This window comes from [Clostridium] celerecrescens 18A (assembly GCF_002797975.1).
GTDB classification, from domain to species: Bacteria; Bacillota; Clostridia; order Lachnospirales; family Lachnospiraceae; genus Lacrimispora; species Lacrimispora celerecrescens.
In genome coordinates this window covers 3,640,673-3,655,533 of record NZ_PGET01000001.1, presented here as the reverse complement: position 1 = coordinate 3,655,533, position 14,861 = coordinate 3,640,673, and the positions used below count along the sequence as shown (strand labels likewise).

At 46.7% G+C, this 14,861-nt stretch carries 13 protein-coding genes; 10 read left to right on the top strand and 3 right to left on the bottom strand.

Going from position 1 to position 14,861, the window contains the following annotated elements:
• Window positions 1-44: 44 nt before the first annotated feature.
• From H171_RS16690 to H171_RS16680, 3 genes are read left to right on the top strand one after another with little or no spacing between them, the layout of a single operon-like run.
• Window positions 45-1,259 carry an SPFH domain-containing protein gene (locus tag H171_RS16690; RefSeq protein WP_100306146.1) on the top strand — a complete coding sequence of 405 codons (1,215 nt, stop codon included), beginning with the start codon at window positions 45-47 and terminating at the stop codon, window positions 1,257-1,259.
• On the top strand, window positions 1,256-2,326 hold the full coding sequence (locus tag H171_RS16685; RefSeq protein WP_100306145.1) for an ATP-binding protein: 1,071 nt from the start codon (window positions 1,256-1,258) through the stop codon (window positions 2,324-2,326). The genes H171_RS16690 and H171_RS16685 overlap by 4 nt, the downstream gene beginning before the upstream one ends.
• Window positions 2,323-3,234: a TPM domain-containing protein gene (locus H171_RS16680; RefSeq protein ID WP_100306144.1), complete on the top strand. Its 912-nt coding sequence runs from the start codon at window positions 2,323-2,325 to the stop codon at window positions 3,232-3,234. Before H171_RS16685 ends, H171_RS16680 begins: the two co-directional genes overlap by 4 nt.
• 384 nt (window positions 3,235-3,618) lie before the next feature.
• Here H171_RS16680 and sfsA read toward each other — a convergent pair whose 3' ends face one another.
• Window positions 3,619-4,419, bottom strand: a complete 801-nt coding sequence (gene sfsA / locus H171_RS16675; protein ID WP_100306143.1) for a DNA/RNA nuclease SfsA — start codon at window positions 4,417-4,419, stop codon at window positions 3,619-3,621.
• 211 nt (window positions 4,420-4,630) lie between these two features.
• Here sfsA and thrC point away from each other — a divergent pair, with 211 nt between their 5' ends.
• Window positions 4,631-6,115, top strand: a complete 1,485-nt coding sequence (thrC, locus tag H171_RS16670; RefSeq protein ID WP_100306142.1) for a threonine synthase — start codon at window positions 4,631-4,633, stop codon at window positions 6,113-6,115.
• Here thrC and H171_RS16665 read toward each other — a convergent pair.
• Window positions 6,112-7,521 carry an MATE family efflux transporter gene (locus tag H171_RS16665; RefSeq protein WP_100306141.1) on the bottom strand — a complete coding sequence of 470 codons (1,410 nt, stop codon included), beginning with the start codon at window positions 7,519-7,521 and terminating at the stop codon, window positions 6,112-6,114. The genes thrC and H171_RS16665 overlap by 4 nt on opposite strands.
• Before the next feature lie 177 nt (window positions 7,522-7,698).
• Between H171_RS16665 and fba the strand changes: the two genes are divergently transcribed.
• Window positions 7,699-8,562 (top strand): class II fructose-1,6-bisphosphate aldolase, encoded by an 864-nt coding sequence (fba, locus tag H171_RS16660; RefSeq protein WP_100306140.1) that lies wholly within the window; start codon window positions 7,699-7,701, stop codon window positions 8,560-8,562.
• A gap of 178 nt (window positions 8,563-8,740) precedes the next feature.
• Window positions 8,741-10,858, top strand: coding sequence for a glutamine synthetase III family protein (locus H171_RS16655; protein ID WP_100306139.1), 2,118 nt, complete (start codon window positions 8,741-8,743; stop codon window positions 10,856-10,858).
• Between the two features lie 112 nt (window positions 10,859-10,970).
• On the opposite strand, the gene H171_RS16650 is transcribed toward H171_RS16655, so the two are convergent.
• Window positions 10,971-11,393: a histidinol-phosphatase HisJ family protein gene (locus H171_RS16650; RefSeq protein ID WP_242976977.1), complete on the bottom strand. Its 423-nt coding sequence runs from the start codon at window positions 11,391-11,393 to the stop codon at window positions 10,971-10,973.
• 229 nt (window positions 11,394-11,622) lie between these two features.
• Here H171_RS16650 and H171_RS24735 point away from each other — a divergent pair, with 229 nt between their 5' ends.
• From H171_RS24735 to H171_RS16635, 4 genes are all read left to right on the top strand, one after another.
• A complete protein-coding gene (locus H171_RS24735) occupies window positions 11,623-11,757 on the top strand; it encodes a hypothetical protein (RefSeq protein WP_278282707.1) in 135 nt (44 codons plus the stop codon).
• Between the two features lie 208 nt (window positions 11,758-11,965).
• Window positions 11,966-13,009 (top strand): M42 family metallopeptidase, encoded by a 1,044-nt coding sequence (locus tag H171_RS16645; RefSeq protein ID WP_100306138.1) that lies wholly within the window; start codon window positions 11,966-11,968, stop codon window positions 13,007-13,009.
• A gap of 94 nt (window positions 13,010-13,103) precedes the next feature.
• Window positions 13,104-13,436 (top strand): PTS lactose/cellobiose transporter subunit IIA, encoded by a 333-nt coding sequence (locus H171_RS16640; protein ID WP_038278238.1) that lies wholly within the window; start codon window positions 13,104-13,106, stop codon window positions 13,434-13,436.
• 90 nt (window positions 13,437-13,526) lie between these two features.
• On the top strand, window positions 13,527-14,861 hold the full coding sequence (locus tag H171_RS16635) for a 6-phospho-beta-glucosidase (protein ID WP_100306137.1): 1,335 nt from the start codon (window positions 13,527-13,529) through the stop codon (window positions 14,859-14,861).

Here is a 14,861-nt window from a genome sequence, read left to right as displayed (position 1 = left end):
GGTGAGATCACTCATCGAATAAAAACCGTTAAGGAGGAAATGACATGGGAATTGTTAAGGCACTTACTACCGCAGTAGGAGGTTCACTGGCAGACCAGTGGCTTGAAGTGATAGAAGCAGGCAATATGGGAGATCAGACCGTATTCACCAGCGGAGTGAAGATCCGGAAGGGATCCAATACAAAGAGCACAGAATATACGGTATCTGATGGTTCCGTCATTCATGTTTACCCCAATCAGTTCATGATTTTGGTCGATGGCGGAAAGGTGATTGATTACACCGGAGAACCAGGCTATTTTACTGTGAAAAATTCTTCCCTTCCGTCCCTTTTTAACGGTCAGTTTGATGAAGCCATAAAGGAATCCTTTGACCGGATCCGCTTCGGCGGACAGACGCCCACTTCCCAGAGGGTGTATTTCATCAATTTACAGGAGATTAAAGGGATTAAGTTCGGTACCCCCAATCCCATCAATTATTTCGATCAGTTTTATAATGCGGAATTGTTTTTACGGGCCCACGGAACATATTCCATCAAGGTGACGGACCCTCTGATGTTCTATGGGGAAGCCATACCGAAAAATGCTTCCCGGGTCGAGGTGGATGATATCAATGCCCAGTATTTATCTGAATTTTTAGAGGCTCTTCAGTCATCGATCAACCAGATGTCCGCCGATGGTATCCGGATCTCCTATGTAGCTTCAAAAGGAAGAGAACTGGGTCAGTATATGGCGGGTGTCCTTGATGACCAGTGGAAGGACCAGAGAGGTATCGAGATCCAGTCCGTTGGAATCGCCAGTATTTCCTATGATGAGGAATCAAAGAAGCTGATCCAGATGCGCAACCAGGGGGCCATGTTAAGTGATCCCGGGGTCAGGGAGGGCTATGTGCAGGGAGCGGTGGCCAGAGGTCTTGAAGCGGCAGGGAGCAATGCCAATGGTTCCATGGCTGGTTTTATGGGCATGAACATGGGAATGAACACAGGCGGAGGCTTTATGGGAGCAGCTTCAAATGCCAATTATCAGCAGATGCAGATGAACCGGGCCCAGCAGGAAAATTCCAGCGAACGGACTCCGGCAAGCGGAGTGGGTAAGGCCGAAAGTCCTTCAGAAAGCCAATGGACCTGCGGCTGCGGAAGTGTGAATACAGGAAAATTCTGTCCGGAATGCGGAAATCCAAAGCCGGCTGGAACATGGACCTGTGAATGTAAAACTGTAAACAATGGCAGATTTTGTTCGGAGTGTGGAAAACCAAGACCATGAGTGAGATCATAAGCTATAAATGTCCAAATTGCGGCGGGCCGCTTATCTTTGATCCGAAAAAGCAGAAATATGCTTGTGAATACTGCTTATCAGAATTCAACCAGAAAGAAACAGAGAGCGGGGAGCCACAGGAGCCTAAGGAAGAAAAGAAGATCAGGGAGCCGGAGGCACCCAAAGCAAAGAAACAGGGCGGAGAGCCTGTTCTTTATACCTGCCCTAGCTGCGGTGCCGAGATCGTGACGGATGAGACCACTGCAGCGACCTTCTGCTACTATTGTCATAACCCGGTGATCTTATCGGGCAGGCTGTCCGGGGAATTCCATCCGGATTATGTAGTTCCATTTGCAATGGAAAAGAAGCGGGCCGTGGAAATCTTTGAGCAATGGATGAAAAAGAAACGGTTTGTTCCTAAAGCTTTTTACAGTGAAGACCAGATCGAGAAGATTTCCGGTGTATATTTTCCTTATATGCTTTACAGCTGCCGGGCAGAGGGAAGCCTGAATGCAAAAGCGGACCGTCTGCGGGTATGGGTAAGCGGTGACCGACGCTATACGGAAACTCAGACCTATGATGTCCGCAGGGAAGGCTCTATGCCTGTAAAATTCGTACCCCGTAATGCTCTTAAAAAGTCCAACCGGGAGTTGGTGGAGGGAGTTCTGCCTTTTGAAACGGAGAAGATGAAGCCCTTTTCCATGGGGTATCTTTCCGGCTTTGTGGCAGAACGGCGGGACATGGGAGAGCAGGAATTCTCTGAGGATGTAAAGTCAGAGGTGCGCCTGTTTGCTGAGCAGTCCTTAAAAAACAGCATTACCTCCTATGATTCTGTGAGGGTTCAGAATCAATCCATCCGTCTGGAGGATGAACGATGGGAGTATGCACTTTTGCCTGTGTGGACTCTTACCTACCACGATGGGGCAAAGGACCAGATGTATTATTTTACAGTGAATGGGCAGACCGGTAAGGTATGCGGAAAACTTCCTGTGGACCGGAACAAACTGATGCTTCTGTTTATGGAAATATTCCTGCCCGTATTTCTTGCCATGCTGATTGTGGGGTATCTGATATGATGAAAACAAAGGGACTGTTCCTTCGGATAAGCCGGGTTACCGTTTTATTGTTCACGGTTCTCCTGTTTCTGATCGTTCTTTCCGGTGGCATGAAAGCTTTTGCTGAAAGCCAAGGCCCGGGAGGCGCTTTAAAGGAAAAGCGGGTATATGATGAAGCCGGATTATTTTCCCAGGAAGAAATAGAAACATTTGAAACTCAGATCCAGGCGATGAGAAAAGAAATGAATATGGATGTGGTGATTACAACCACAGACCAGGCAGGTGGAAAGTCGGCCGGACAATATGCGGAGGATTTTTACATAAGAGGAGCCTATGGAGTTGGGAAGGATTACAGCGGGGTATTGTTCCTGATCGATATGGATAACCGGGAGCTTTACATCCTTCCGGTGGGAAAGATGAACCGGTTTCTAACGGATAAGCGCTGGAATTCCATTCTGGATTCCGCTTATGACGAAATAAGCAATCAGAATTACGGAGCCTGTGCCGGGAGCTTTCTGGACGGTGTGAACAAATATTACAAGGCCGGAATTCCCGGAGGACAGTATAATTATGATAAAGAGACAGGAAAAATAAGTGTTTACCGCAGCATCCGGTGGTATGAGGCAGCACTGGCGGCCCTTATCGGGCTTATTGCAGCGGCCACAGCCTGCGGGGGAGTAACCAGTCGGTATTCCATGAAAAAGGAGAGAGGCTGGGCTAAGAACTCGCTGATGGCCTATCGTGCAAACTGTCAGTTCCGTTATTCGGACCAGTTTGACCATCTGGTGAACAAAAACGTGACCTATATGATCATTCCCCGGAATCAGGGGAATACAGGCCGGGGCGGAGGCGGTTTTTCCTCCGGCGGCAGGAGTACTACCCATACCTCCTCCGGTCGCACCATGGGAGGCGGAGGGCGGAAGTTTTAGGATTGAATGCTATTAGCCTTGACATTTTACTGTAAAAAGTATATTATGATAATAGCTAAAGTTGATTAGGTGCACGTTTACACCTAAAGAGTGAACCCCTAGAGATGGCCGTCTCTAGGGGTTCTTTTTGGCTAACTGTTGCTTTCGTTCCGGTCTAACCATTTGCGTATGTAGTAGCTAATTACATTTGCCGTAACCGAAACTATTAAGTTGATTAAGTATTGCAAGTTTACACCTCCCTTCCGCCGGAAGGTTTCAACAGTATATTTATTATAATTTAAATTGTTATAAATTTTCAGTAAAATTTTAAATCAGAAGAATTATACAACTTGAATAGGTTTCATGTCATGGTGCAGCTCCACCCCTTGAAAGCTTCCTCACTTATCACGTCAGATAGACCGGGATAGGCATGTCCAGGGAGAGGGAATCCTCCGTAACGACACAGTCATATGCTAAAATATGGACCCCGGCCTCTTTCGCCCTTTTTAACGCTTCCGCAAATTCCGGATGCGTTTTTTTATTTGGCGTAAATGCCTCCATCTCTTTCATCTGGATGACAAACAATATATAAGCCTCATACCCTTCCTTGTGGGCATTCATAAGCTCCTCTATGTGTTTTACTCCCCGCACCGTCGGCGCATCAGGAAACATGGAAATGCCGTTTTCTTCCAGGGTGACTCCCTTAACCTCCATAAATGCAGGGATTTCCTCTCCATGGGTTTCCCATTTACCTGGCAGAACCGTCTGAAAAGCCAGATCGAACCGTGACTGGTCGTAGGTGACTTCCCGTCTGATGCCCTTTATGACCGGGCTGAAATGGGAAGGTGTATCCTCTGTCTGATGAAAAGGGAGGGGAGAATTTTCCCGGATGGATTGCAGCCATTCGTACGCCGCCTGATTGGGGGCCTGGGAATCCATATTGATGAGGAGCGGCCCGCGCCTTTCCCGTTCCTTCCATACGCCGATCAAAGAGTATTCTGTTTTTCTACCAAGAGCCGAGGCTTCCGGATGAAACTGCACCAGCACCTTAACGCCGGGGATGAGTAATTCCCGGCAGCGTCCTGTATTTTTAACGTGACAGATCACTTCCACTTCCCCATACCCCTCTTTTAAAATCAGGATGTGGGCAATAAAACGATTGGGCCGGCTTACAAAGATCCCTGTCAGCATGTGTTCATATTTCAATGAAGCTGTCTCTCCTTTCTGTATCCATGGTTGTATCTTACCATATAGAGAATAAAAATGGAACCCTCGTGTCTCTGGGGTAAATACATTCGTCCGTTAGGTGAAAACTTTTTTGCCCTTTTTTCTTGCGTCCTTAAAGAAAGTGTGCTACAATGCTGGCAAGGTTTTGATCCATTGACATTATGAGAGAGCAGGAAAGGAATAAAATACCATGGAAATATCCTATCAAAGTACCAGGGGCGGCGAAGCCGGTGTGACGGCTTCCCAGGCAATCCTAAAGGGTCTGGCGGCAGACGGCGGCCTGTTTATGCCATGTTTTATCCCAAAGCTTGACAAATCCATGAAAGAGTTGTCAGCGTTAACATACCAGGAAACAGCCTATGAGGTCATGAAGCTGTACCTTACAGATTATAGTTCTGAGGAATTAAAGAGCTGTATTGAACAGGCTTATGACAGCAAATTCGATACAGAGGAGATCGCTCCGCTTGCCAAGGCTGACGGAGCCTATTATCTGGAATTATACCATGGAAGCACCATTGCATTTAAGGATATGGCTCTTTCCATCCTTCCTCATCTGATGACCGTTGCGGCAAGAAAGAATCAGGTGAAAAATAAAATTGTGATCCTTACCGCTACCTCCGGCGACACAGGAAAGGCTGCTATGGCCGGTTTTACTGATGTGGAAGGAACGGAAATCATCGTATTTTACCCAAAGGATGGTGTAAGCCGCGTCCAGGAGCTTCAGATGGTAACCCAGAAAGGGGAAAATACCCATGTGGCCGCTATTCATGGAAACTTTGATGACGCTCAGACAGGGGTCAAAAAGATATTCGGTGATAAGGAATTTGCCCGCATGCTTGATGAAAAGGGCTTTCAGCTGTCTTCAGCAAACTCCATCAACATCGGCAGGCTGGTTCCACAGGTGGTGTATTATGTTTATGCCTATGCAAAGCTCCTTGCCTGTGAAGAGATTTCTGACGGAGAAGAAGTGAATGTTACTGTGCCTACTGGAAACTTTGGAAACATTCTGGCCGCCTATTTGGCAAAGCAGATGGGGGTTCCCATTAAGACCCTTATCTGTGCCTCCAATGAAAATAAAGTTCTTTATGACTTCTTCCAGACCGGGACCTATGACAGGAACCGGGACTTTATCCTTACCAGCTCTCCGTCCATGGATATTTTAATATCCAGCAACTTAGAGCGCCTGATTTATTTAAGTGCCGGATGTAATGCAGAGGCCAATGCGGCTCTTATGAAGGAACTGGGTGATAAAGGCAGCTATACGGTGACCGCCGGTATGAAGCAATTTATGGAAGATTTTATGGGAGGTTTTGCAGGAGAAGAGGAAACCAGGGCAGCCATTAAGAAGATTTTTGAGGATACCGGCTATCTGATCGATCCCCATACCGGTGTGGCAGCATGCGTATATGACCAATACAAGGAAGATACTAAGGATCAGGCAAAGAATATCATTGCTTCCACGGCAAGCCCCTATAAATTTGCAGGAAGCGTTCTGGAAGCCATTGAAGGAGAACAGGAGGAGCCGGATGAATTCCGGATCATCGATCATCTGGCAGAGATATCCAGGGTTCCCGTTCCCCGGGCAGTAGAAGAAATCCGCACCGTACCTGTACGTCATGATACAGAGTGCGATGCGGATAAGATGAAAGAAGCAGTTGTAAGCTTTTTAAGCTAACGGATGTTCCGGTTGGCATACCGGCACCATTTTCCGCTTAAGACGCGGGTGGAGAAGAAGATGGCGCGCACAAGCCAGTCGATGGTCATGGCAATCCAGATTCCCATAAGTCCAAGGCCGAAATAAAGGCTTAATACGTAGGCCATGACGATCCGGCAAATCCACATGGAACAGATGGAAACGGTCATGGTAAAACGGACGTCATTGGCAGCCCGCAGACCATTGGTCAGGCAGAAGGACAGGGGATGGATTATCATGCAGCAGATGCTATGGTAAAGCATCAGCTTATAAGCCAGGGCGCTGGTCTCGCCCGATAGATGAAACAGGCTGCATATGGGATTTAAAAACGGTATGATGGAAAGGTTTAATATCCACAGACAGATATATGCCGTTTTTAACAGCTTTCCCATATATTTGCGGGCCTGTTTCAGTTCCCCGGCACCTACACACTGCCCCACAACCGTCACCAGGGCTATGCCTATGGCACTGGCAGGGATAGTTTCCAGACCGCAGATGGTGCTTGCAACCGCATTTGCAGCAATTGCCATAGTACCGAAGCTGGCTGTCAGACTGGAAAGCAAAAGCTTTCCCAGCTGGAAAATGCTGTTTTCCAGGCCGTTTGGTATGCCGATATAGAGGATCTGGCGCAGAATCCTCTTGTCTGCGCGCAGACGGAACTCAATGGGGAAATGGCTTTGCTTTTTAAGAAGGGTAAACATAACCACAGCGGACAGGATCCTGGAAAGCAGGGTGGAAAGTCCGGCACCTGCCACGCCCATTTGGAATACGTAGATGAACAGGAAATTTCCTGCGATGTTGCAGAGGTTGGCACCCAGGGAGACCTGCATGGATACCTTGGAGTTTCCGGCTGTCCTGAAAAGGGCAGCAGCGCTGTTATAAAATGCCAGGAACGGATAGGAGAGAGAGGATATGTAGAAATAAATTCTCCCGTTATGCATGACCTCCTGACCGATGTCACCATATATGAGCCTTAGAAGCGGCCCATTAAAGACCAGTGTCACTGCCATAATGGCCATGGAAAGCCCGCCCACAGCCAGGAAAAGCTGGCCGGAGGCCTTGGCAACATTTTTTTCATCTTTCCGGCCGATGTATTGGGCCGTTACCACGGAACCTCCCGCAGCCATTGCTCCGAATAATCCGATCAGGAGGACGTTTATGGTATCCACGATGGATATGCCGGACACGGCTTCTTCGCCACAGGAGGCTACCATGATAATATCAGCCATTCCCATAAATACAGCCAGTATCTGTTCTATGACTAAGGGGAAGATCAACTGGCGCAGCTGTTTGCCGGAGAACAGTTCCGTCCCTTCCTGGCGTTCCTGCATATCTGTGGTTTCAGAGTCCTGACGGCGGAAAATGCCTTGCCACATCTTTCGTTTCATAAAAAATCTCCTATTATGTATTTAGAACCTGCCCCCATTATAAGGCATAGCGGGAATAAAAGCAAAATGTAACTTTGTTATAAAAAAGACAATCTGGAAAAATTATTCTTTCCAAATGGGGTAAGATGGTATATAATAATATAGAGTAAGAGAAAAAAACAAATGGAGGTTTGTGATATGTTAGTTTCAGCAAAAGATATGCTTGAAAAGGCAAGAGACGGAAAGTACGCAGTTGGACAGTTCAACATCAACAACCTTGAGTGGACGAAAGCTGTTTTACAGACAGCCGAAGAACTGAAATCCCCGGTTATCCTGGGTGTATCCGAAGGCGCTGGTAAATACATGACAGGCTATAAGACCGTATCAGCTATGGTGAAAGCCATGATCGAAGAATTAAACATTACAGTTCCCGTAGCACTTCATCTGGATCATGGCTCCTATGGCGGCTGCTATAAGTGCATTGAAGCAGGATTTTCTTCCATTATGTTTGACGGTTCCCATTATCCTATCGCTGAGAACGTAGAGAAGACGACTGAGCTTGTGAAAGTCTGTGCAGAAAAAGGAATTTCCATTGAAGCTGAGGTTGGTTCTATCGGCGGCGAGGAAGACGGCGTAGTTGGTATGGGCGAATGCGCAGATCCTGATGAGTGCAAGCAGGTTGCAGACTTAGGCGTGAACATGCTGGCAGCAGGTATCGGCAACATTCACGGAAAATATCCGGAAAACTGGGCAGGCTTAAGTTTTGAGACCCTGGCTGCCATCAAGGAGAAAGTAGGCGATATGCCTTTAGTACTTCACGGTGGGACAGGCATCCCGGAAGACCAGATCAAGAAGGCCATCAGCCTTGGCGTTGCAAAGATCAATGTGAATACAGAGTGCCAGCTTACCTTTGCAGAAGCTACCCGTAAGTACATTGAAGCAGGCAAGGATTTAGAAGGCAAAGGCTTTGATCCACGTAAGCTTCTCGCCCCTGGAACAGATGCCATTAAAGCAACTGTAAAAGAGAAGATGGAATTATTTGGCTCCGTTGGTAAAGCTTAAGGAAAATATTTTTCAAAAAAGTACTTGATTTTTTGGGAAAAATGGTTTAATTTAATTTAAGAACGATGGCGTTCTCCTTAACCGGGAGGACGCCTTTTCTGATTTATGCGCATATTCAGATCGCGAGGAGACTATAAAGGCAGTTTGACTTATCAAAATATGGGAGGATGGAAAATTTATGAGCGAAGTTGTAAACGTAGCTGAGCTGTTTGGTAAGAATGTATTTAACGAAACCGTAATGAGAGAGCGCTTGCCAAAATCTGTTTTCAAAAAATTAAAGAAAACCATTGAGGATGGTGCGGTGCTGGATCCATCGATTGCAGACGTAGTTGCACATGCCATGAAAGACTGGGCCATTGAAAGAGGCGCAACTCACTATACCCATTGGTTTCAGCCTCTTACCGGAATTACCGCTGAAAAACATGATTCCTTCATCTCCGCCCCCACACCGGAAGGAAAGGTAATTATGGAGTTTTCCGGGAAGGAACTGGTAAAGGGAGAGCCGGATGCTTCTTCTTTCCCGTCCGGAGGCTTAAGGGCGACTTTTGAAGCAAGAGGCTATACCGCCTGGGATTGCACTTCCCCTGCATTCTTAAGAGAAGATGCCATCGGCGTTACTCTCTGCATACCCACCGCTTTCTGTTCTTATACAGGAGAAGCTCTTGACAAAAAAACACCGCTCTTAAGATCCATGGAAGCTGTCGACGAGCAGGCTTTAAGGATCTTAAGATTATTCGGAAATACCACCTCAAAAAGAGTTACTCCTTCTGTTGGTGCCGAGCAGGAATATTTCCTGGTCGACCATGAAAAATATTTACAGAGAAAAGATTTAATCTATGCCGGACGCACCCTGTTCGGAGCGATGCCCCCGAAGGGACAGGAGCTGGAAGACCATTACTTCGGTTCTATCCGCGAGAGGATCGCGGCTTTTATGAAGGAAGTAAATGAGGAGCTGTGGAAGTTAGGTGTGCCTGCAAAGACCCAGCATAATGAAGTTGCTCCCGCCCAGCATGAACTGGCACCTATCTATGAGCAGGCAAATGTAGCGGTTGATCATAATCAATTAGTTATGGAAACCTTAAAAAAGGTGGCTGGCCGTCATGGATTAAACTGCCTGCTTCATGAAAAGCCGTTTGCAGGGGTCAATGGTTCCGGAAAGCATAACAACTGGTCTTTAACCACTGACGATGGAATCAACCTGTTAAATCCAGGGGAAACACCCCATGAGAACATCCAGTTCCTGCTGGTGCTGTCCTGTATCTTAAAGGCGGTTGACCGTCATGCGGATCTGCTTCGGGAATCTGCGGCTGATGTTGGAAATGATCACAGGCTTGGGGCAAATGAAGCGCCGCCGGCCATTATCTCCATATTCATCGGCGAACAGCTAGAGGATGTAGTTGATCAGCTTTGCAGCACCGGAGAGGCTACCCGCTCCAAGGCGGGCGGTACCTTAAAAACGGGTGTCAGAACCCTGCCTGATTTATTCAAGGATGCTACGGACAGAAACAGAACCTCACCATTTGCATTTACCGGCAATAAGTTCGAGTTCCGAATGGTTGGTTCCTCTGATTCCATTTCTTCTCCTAATGTGGTTTTAAACACCATCGCTGCTGAGGCATTAAAAGAATCGGCAGATGTCCTTGAGAAGGCTGCTGATTTTGATACGGCAGTCCATGACATGATTAAAGAGCAGCTGGCAGCTCATAGAAGGATTATTTTCAATGGCAATGGCTATTCTCAGGCCTGGGTAGATGAAGCAGAAAGAAGAGGTCTTCCAAACCTTAAGTCAATGGTTGAGGCGATTCCTGCTCTTACCACAGAGGCTTCAGTAAAGATGTTTGAGGAGTTTAAGGTATTCACAAAGGCTGAGTTGGAATCCCGGGTTGAGATCGAATATGAGGCTTACAGCAAAGCCATTAACATCGAGGCAAGAGCCATGATCGACATGGCAGGAAAGCAGATCATCCCTGCGGCTGTGAAGTATGCATCTCTTCTTGCAGATTCCCTGGGAAAGGTAAAGGCAGCGTGTCCGGCAGCCGATACCAGTGTTCAGGAAGAGCTTCTCATAGAGGTAAGTGCTTATCTTTCCGATATGAAGGTAGCCCTGGCCGCTCTGTCAGAGGCTGACGCGAAATGTACGGCAATCGAAGGGAACAAGGAACGGGCAAATGCTTTCCGGGATGAGGTAGTACCTGCCATGGTAGCCCTCCGTGATCCTGCTGATAAGCTGGAAATGATCGTAGATAAAGAATTTTGGCCAATGCCAAGTTATGGAGATTTAATTTTCGAAGTATAATGGCAGTGGATATGAAAAAGGTGCCGTCCTGGCCGCAGGACAGCACCTTTTCTCATAGCTCCCAATAAATGGGCTGCATGCGCTCAAAGGTACAGATTTGCTTGAATCCCATTTATTTCAAGATGCCCCTTACTTCCCCAATATGGTACCCCAGATGCTCCATCTTATGGCTATCCGAGCCTATGGTAAGGATACGTCCTCCTAACTGAAGATACCGCTTCAGGATCTCCGTGGATGGTGTTAAGTCCTTTAAGCCATATCGGAAGCTGGAAGTATTCACCTCGATTCCTTTTCCGTCAGCAATCACGCAGCGGAGTATTTTGTCCACTACATCCATAATTTTGCTGTCCGGATAATCCCCATAGGTATCATACCGTTTGATCATATCTAAGTGGCCCAGGACAGAGTATTGCTTGTAATTTTGTACAACCTCATAAATGGCCTCATAATAAGCTGTTTGAAATTCTTCCTGGCTTTTTCCCTCCTGGAACTGATAATTCCAGAATTCCTTGTCACCTACCTGATGATTGCTCAAAATCCTCCATAGGGCACTGGGAATCATCACTGAAATTAGTGTGTATATGATAATCTGACAGCATGTTCTGTTCCTCCAACCTCATTTTTGTATAGGAATGAATTGATTAACCTTCTTTGCCGGTTTAAGATTTATATGATATAATGATAATGCACTGAGCCCCACTTATCAATCACAATTATTATTATTTATTGTAACAATCGTATTTAGAGAAGGTGAGGAAAATTTGATGATAGATTCCTATGTCATGCAGGATGCCTCTGAAATCGTCCGTTATGACCAGATCGGGATTCCGCTTTATATTCAAAAGGACAGGTTGTCAGATTATCCGGATTGGAAGGCCAGTCCCCCATTGATATTTTGAATTCTTACACGCTGAAGGTCAGCAGCGGCCTTCTAAAAGACACCGCAGACAGCATCACTTAGGCCGCATTTGTCTGTGGATATAATCATCTAAGCTATCACTCCAAGCTGTTTTTACGAAGCAATGGATGTACTCCCAGTCAATACAAAAGTTTACATTTACAGTAAAAGACCACAAAAAGAAAAAAGAAAGAAGAAGGTAAATCATCATGAAGACAATGTCATATGTTACATCAATTCTGGAAAAAATTGTAAATATCCCAAGCCCCAGCGGCTACACCAGGGAAGTCATGAATGCGATCCAGGAAGAGGCCTCGAAATTCGGATTTTCCTCTGTTTATAACAAGAAAGGCGGCCTCATCATTAAGGTTCCCGGACAGAAACAGGAGGTTTTAGGCTTATCCGCCCATGTGGACACTCTGGGAGCTATGGTCCGTTCCATCACCAAAACAGGGATGCTCACCATTGTGCCTGTGGGTGGTTATATGATGGAGACCATCGAAGGCATGTACTGCAAAGTACACACCAGAACCGGAAAAACCTACACCGGGACCATACTTACAAAAGAGCCATCCGTCCACACTTATGACAATGCCAGAACTCTGGAGAGGAAGGTAAAAAATATGGAGATACGCCTGGACGAGTTGGTAGAAAATATCGATGATGTAAAGAAGCTGGAAATATCCCCTGGGGATTACATCAGCTTTGATCCCATGTTCGTCCATACGGAAAACGGATTTATCAAATCCCGCCATTTGGATGATAAAGCTTCTGTGGCAGTCCTTATGGGAGTATTAAAGGATTTATGGGAGTCCGGGCATAAGCCGGAAAGGACCCTTAAATTAGTGATCAGCAATTATGAAGAGGTGGGATATGGCGCAAGCTGGATACCGGAAGATATAGAGGAGTTTATTGCCGTGGACATGGGAGCTTTGGGTGATGACTTGACCGGTGATGAAAAAAAAGTATCCATCTGTGCCCAGGATTCCACCGGGCCTTATGACTATGAAATGACAAACCGCCTCATTGCCGTTGCAAAGGAAAGAGGCCTGGATTTTGCGGTGGATGTATTCCCTCACTACGGTTCTGATGTAGGAAGCGCCATTAAGGGCGGTCATGACATCTGTGGCGCTTTGATCGGTCCGGGAGTTCACGCTTCCCATGGGACCGAACGGACCCATGAGAAAGGTTTAGAACAGACTCTTAAGCTGATTGAAGGGTATATCGGCCTTCCATTTTCCGACAGGCCTTAAGAATTTATTTTTTCTTCTCTTTTTACTTTCTCTTGCAAAAAAAAGATGCTTGTGCTAGTATATAGAAAAATTTGACATAGGGGAGGAGTATACCATGGATGAGAATTATGCTGTAGCATTTCAGCTCATTATGAACGCAGGAAATTCAAAATCGCTTTCCATGATGGCGATGGAATCTGCTAGAGAATTTAACTTTGAGGAGGCGGAAAAATACTTAAAAGAGGCGGAGCTTGAGATGAGATCTGCCCATCAGTCCCAGATTGATTTGATCCAACAGGAAGCCCAGGGGAATCCTGTTGAGGTAAACATCATTCTGGTACATGCCCAGGATCATTTAACCATGGCCATGATGGCAAAGGATCAGGCGGCGGAGGTTTTAAACCTTTACCGGATGATCAAGGATTTAAAGGACGCCATTGAAAAGTAAATAAGGATTTACCCATAACAGCCTTCTTGCACACTGACATAATCTCAGGAGCAAGAAGGCTTATTACAATCCAGGAAAAGGAGAAAGAGAATGGAAGGGATTAAAATCGTTACCATCGGGGGCGGCTCCTCTTATACGCCGGAGCTGGTGGAAGGGTTTATCAAACGTTATGAAAAACTGCCTGTAAGAGAGCTTTGGCTGGTGGATATTGAGGCAGGAAGGGAAAAGCTGGAGACCGTAGGCGCCCTTGCACAGCGAATGGTAAAAAAAGCGGGACTTCCCATGAAGGTGATTCTGTCGTATGACCGGAGGGAAGCTTTAAAAGATGCGGATTATGTAACGACTCAGATGAGAGTGGGGCTATTGGATGCCAGAATCAAGGATGAACGGATCCCCTTAAGCCATGGCATGATCGGCCAGGAAACAAACGGAGCGGCAGGCATGTTCAAGGCATTCCGCACCATTCCGGTGATTCTGGATATTGTAAAGGACATGAAAGAGCTTTGCCCGGAGGCATGGATGATCAACTTCACCAATCCTGCGGGAATGATCACAGAGGCTGTGATAAGATATACGGATTATAAAAAGGTGATCGGCCTTTGCAATGTGCCGGTCAATATGGTAAATGGCTTTGCCAGACTCTTAGATGTGGAGCCGGAGCGGGTGACGATGGAGCTGTCCGGCTTAAACCACCATATCTTTGCTACCGATGTATTTGTGGATGGACAGTCAAGGCTGGAAGAGATCCTGGAAATCTATCAGCACATCAGTGCCGAAGATGCTATTTCCATGAAGAATTTTTCCACCCTGCCGTTTTCACCGGAGTTTATCCGGGGACTCCACTGCATCCCCTGCCCCTATCACAACTATTATTACTTTACCAAAGAGCAGCTGGAAGAGGAGTTAAAGGAATACAGGGAAGGCCGGGTCCGGGGCGAAGTGGTAAAAAAGGTGGAGGAGGAACTGTTTGAACTGTACAAGGATGAGAACCTGGATGTAAAGCCCAAGCAGCTGGAGATGAGAGGCGGTGCCAGATACAGCGATGCTGCCTGCAACCTGATCTGCTCCCTGCACAACAATACCGGCGATATCCAATATGTAGACGTACGGAACAACGGTACGATCTCAAACCTCCCGGCAGACAGTGCGGTGGAGGCCGCCTGCATCATCACAGGCGGCGGTCCAAAGCCCATTACCGTAGGCGAATTAAAGCCCCAGATTAACGGGACCATTCAAACCATCAAGACCTTTGAGCGCCTGGTCTGTGAAGCGGCTGTCACCGGAAACCGGGATTTAGCAGTGACAGCTCTCAACATGAATCCCCTTTGTGCAAGCGATCACGATGCCAATGCTGTCATTCATGAATTGCTGGAGGCTCATAAAGAATACCTCCCTCAATTCTTTAAAAACGAAAGTCCAGAATAG

Coding starts and splice junctions, on each gene's coding strand:
- H171_RS16690 (WP_100306146.1), top strand. CDS start 45: ATGGGAATTGTTAAGGCACTTACTACCGCAGTAGGAGGTTCACTGGCA.
- H171_RS16685 (WP_100306145.1), top strand. CDS start 1,256: ATGAGTGAGATCATAAGCTATAAATGTCCAAATTGCGGCGGGCCGCTT.
- H171_RS16680 (WP_100306144.1), top strand. CDS start 2,323: ATGATGAAAACAAAGGGACTGTTCCTTCGGATAAGCCGGGTTACCGTT.
- thrC (WP_100306142.1), top strand. CDS start 4,631: ATGGAAATATCCTATCAAAGTACCAGGGGCGGCGAAGCCGGTGTGACG.
- H171_RS16665 (WP_100306141.1), bottom strand. CDS start 7,521: ATGAAACGAAAGATGTGGCAAGGCATTTTCCGCCGTCAGGACTCTGAA.
- fba (WP_100306140.1), top strand. CDS start 7,699: ATGTTAGTTTCAGCAAAAGATATGCTTGAAAAGGCAAGAGACGGAAAG.
- H171_RS16655 (WP_100306139.1), top strand. CDS start 8,741: ATGAGCGAAGTTGTAAACGTAGCTGAGCTGTTTGGTAAGAATGTATTT.
- H171_RS24735 (WP_278282707.1), top strand. CDS start 11,623: ATGATAGATTCCTATGTCATGCAGGATGCCTCTGAAATCGTCCGTTAT.
- H171_RS16645 (WP_100306138.1), top strand. CDS start 11,966: ATGAAGACAATGTCATATGTTACATCAATTCTGGAAAAAATTGTAAAT.
- H171_RS16640 (WP_038278238.1), top strand. CDS start 13,104: ATGGATGAGAATTATGCTGTAGCATTTCAGCTCATTATGAACGCAGGA.
- H171_RS16635 (WP_100306137.1), top strand. CDS start 13,527: ATGGAAGGGATTAAAATCGTTACCATCGGGGGCGGCTCCTCTTATACG.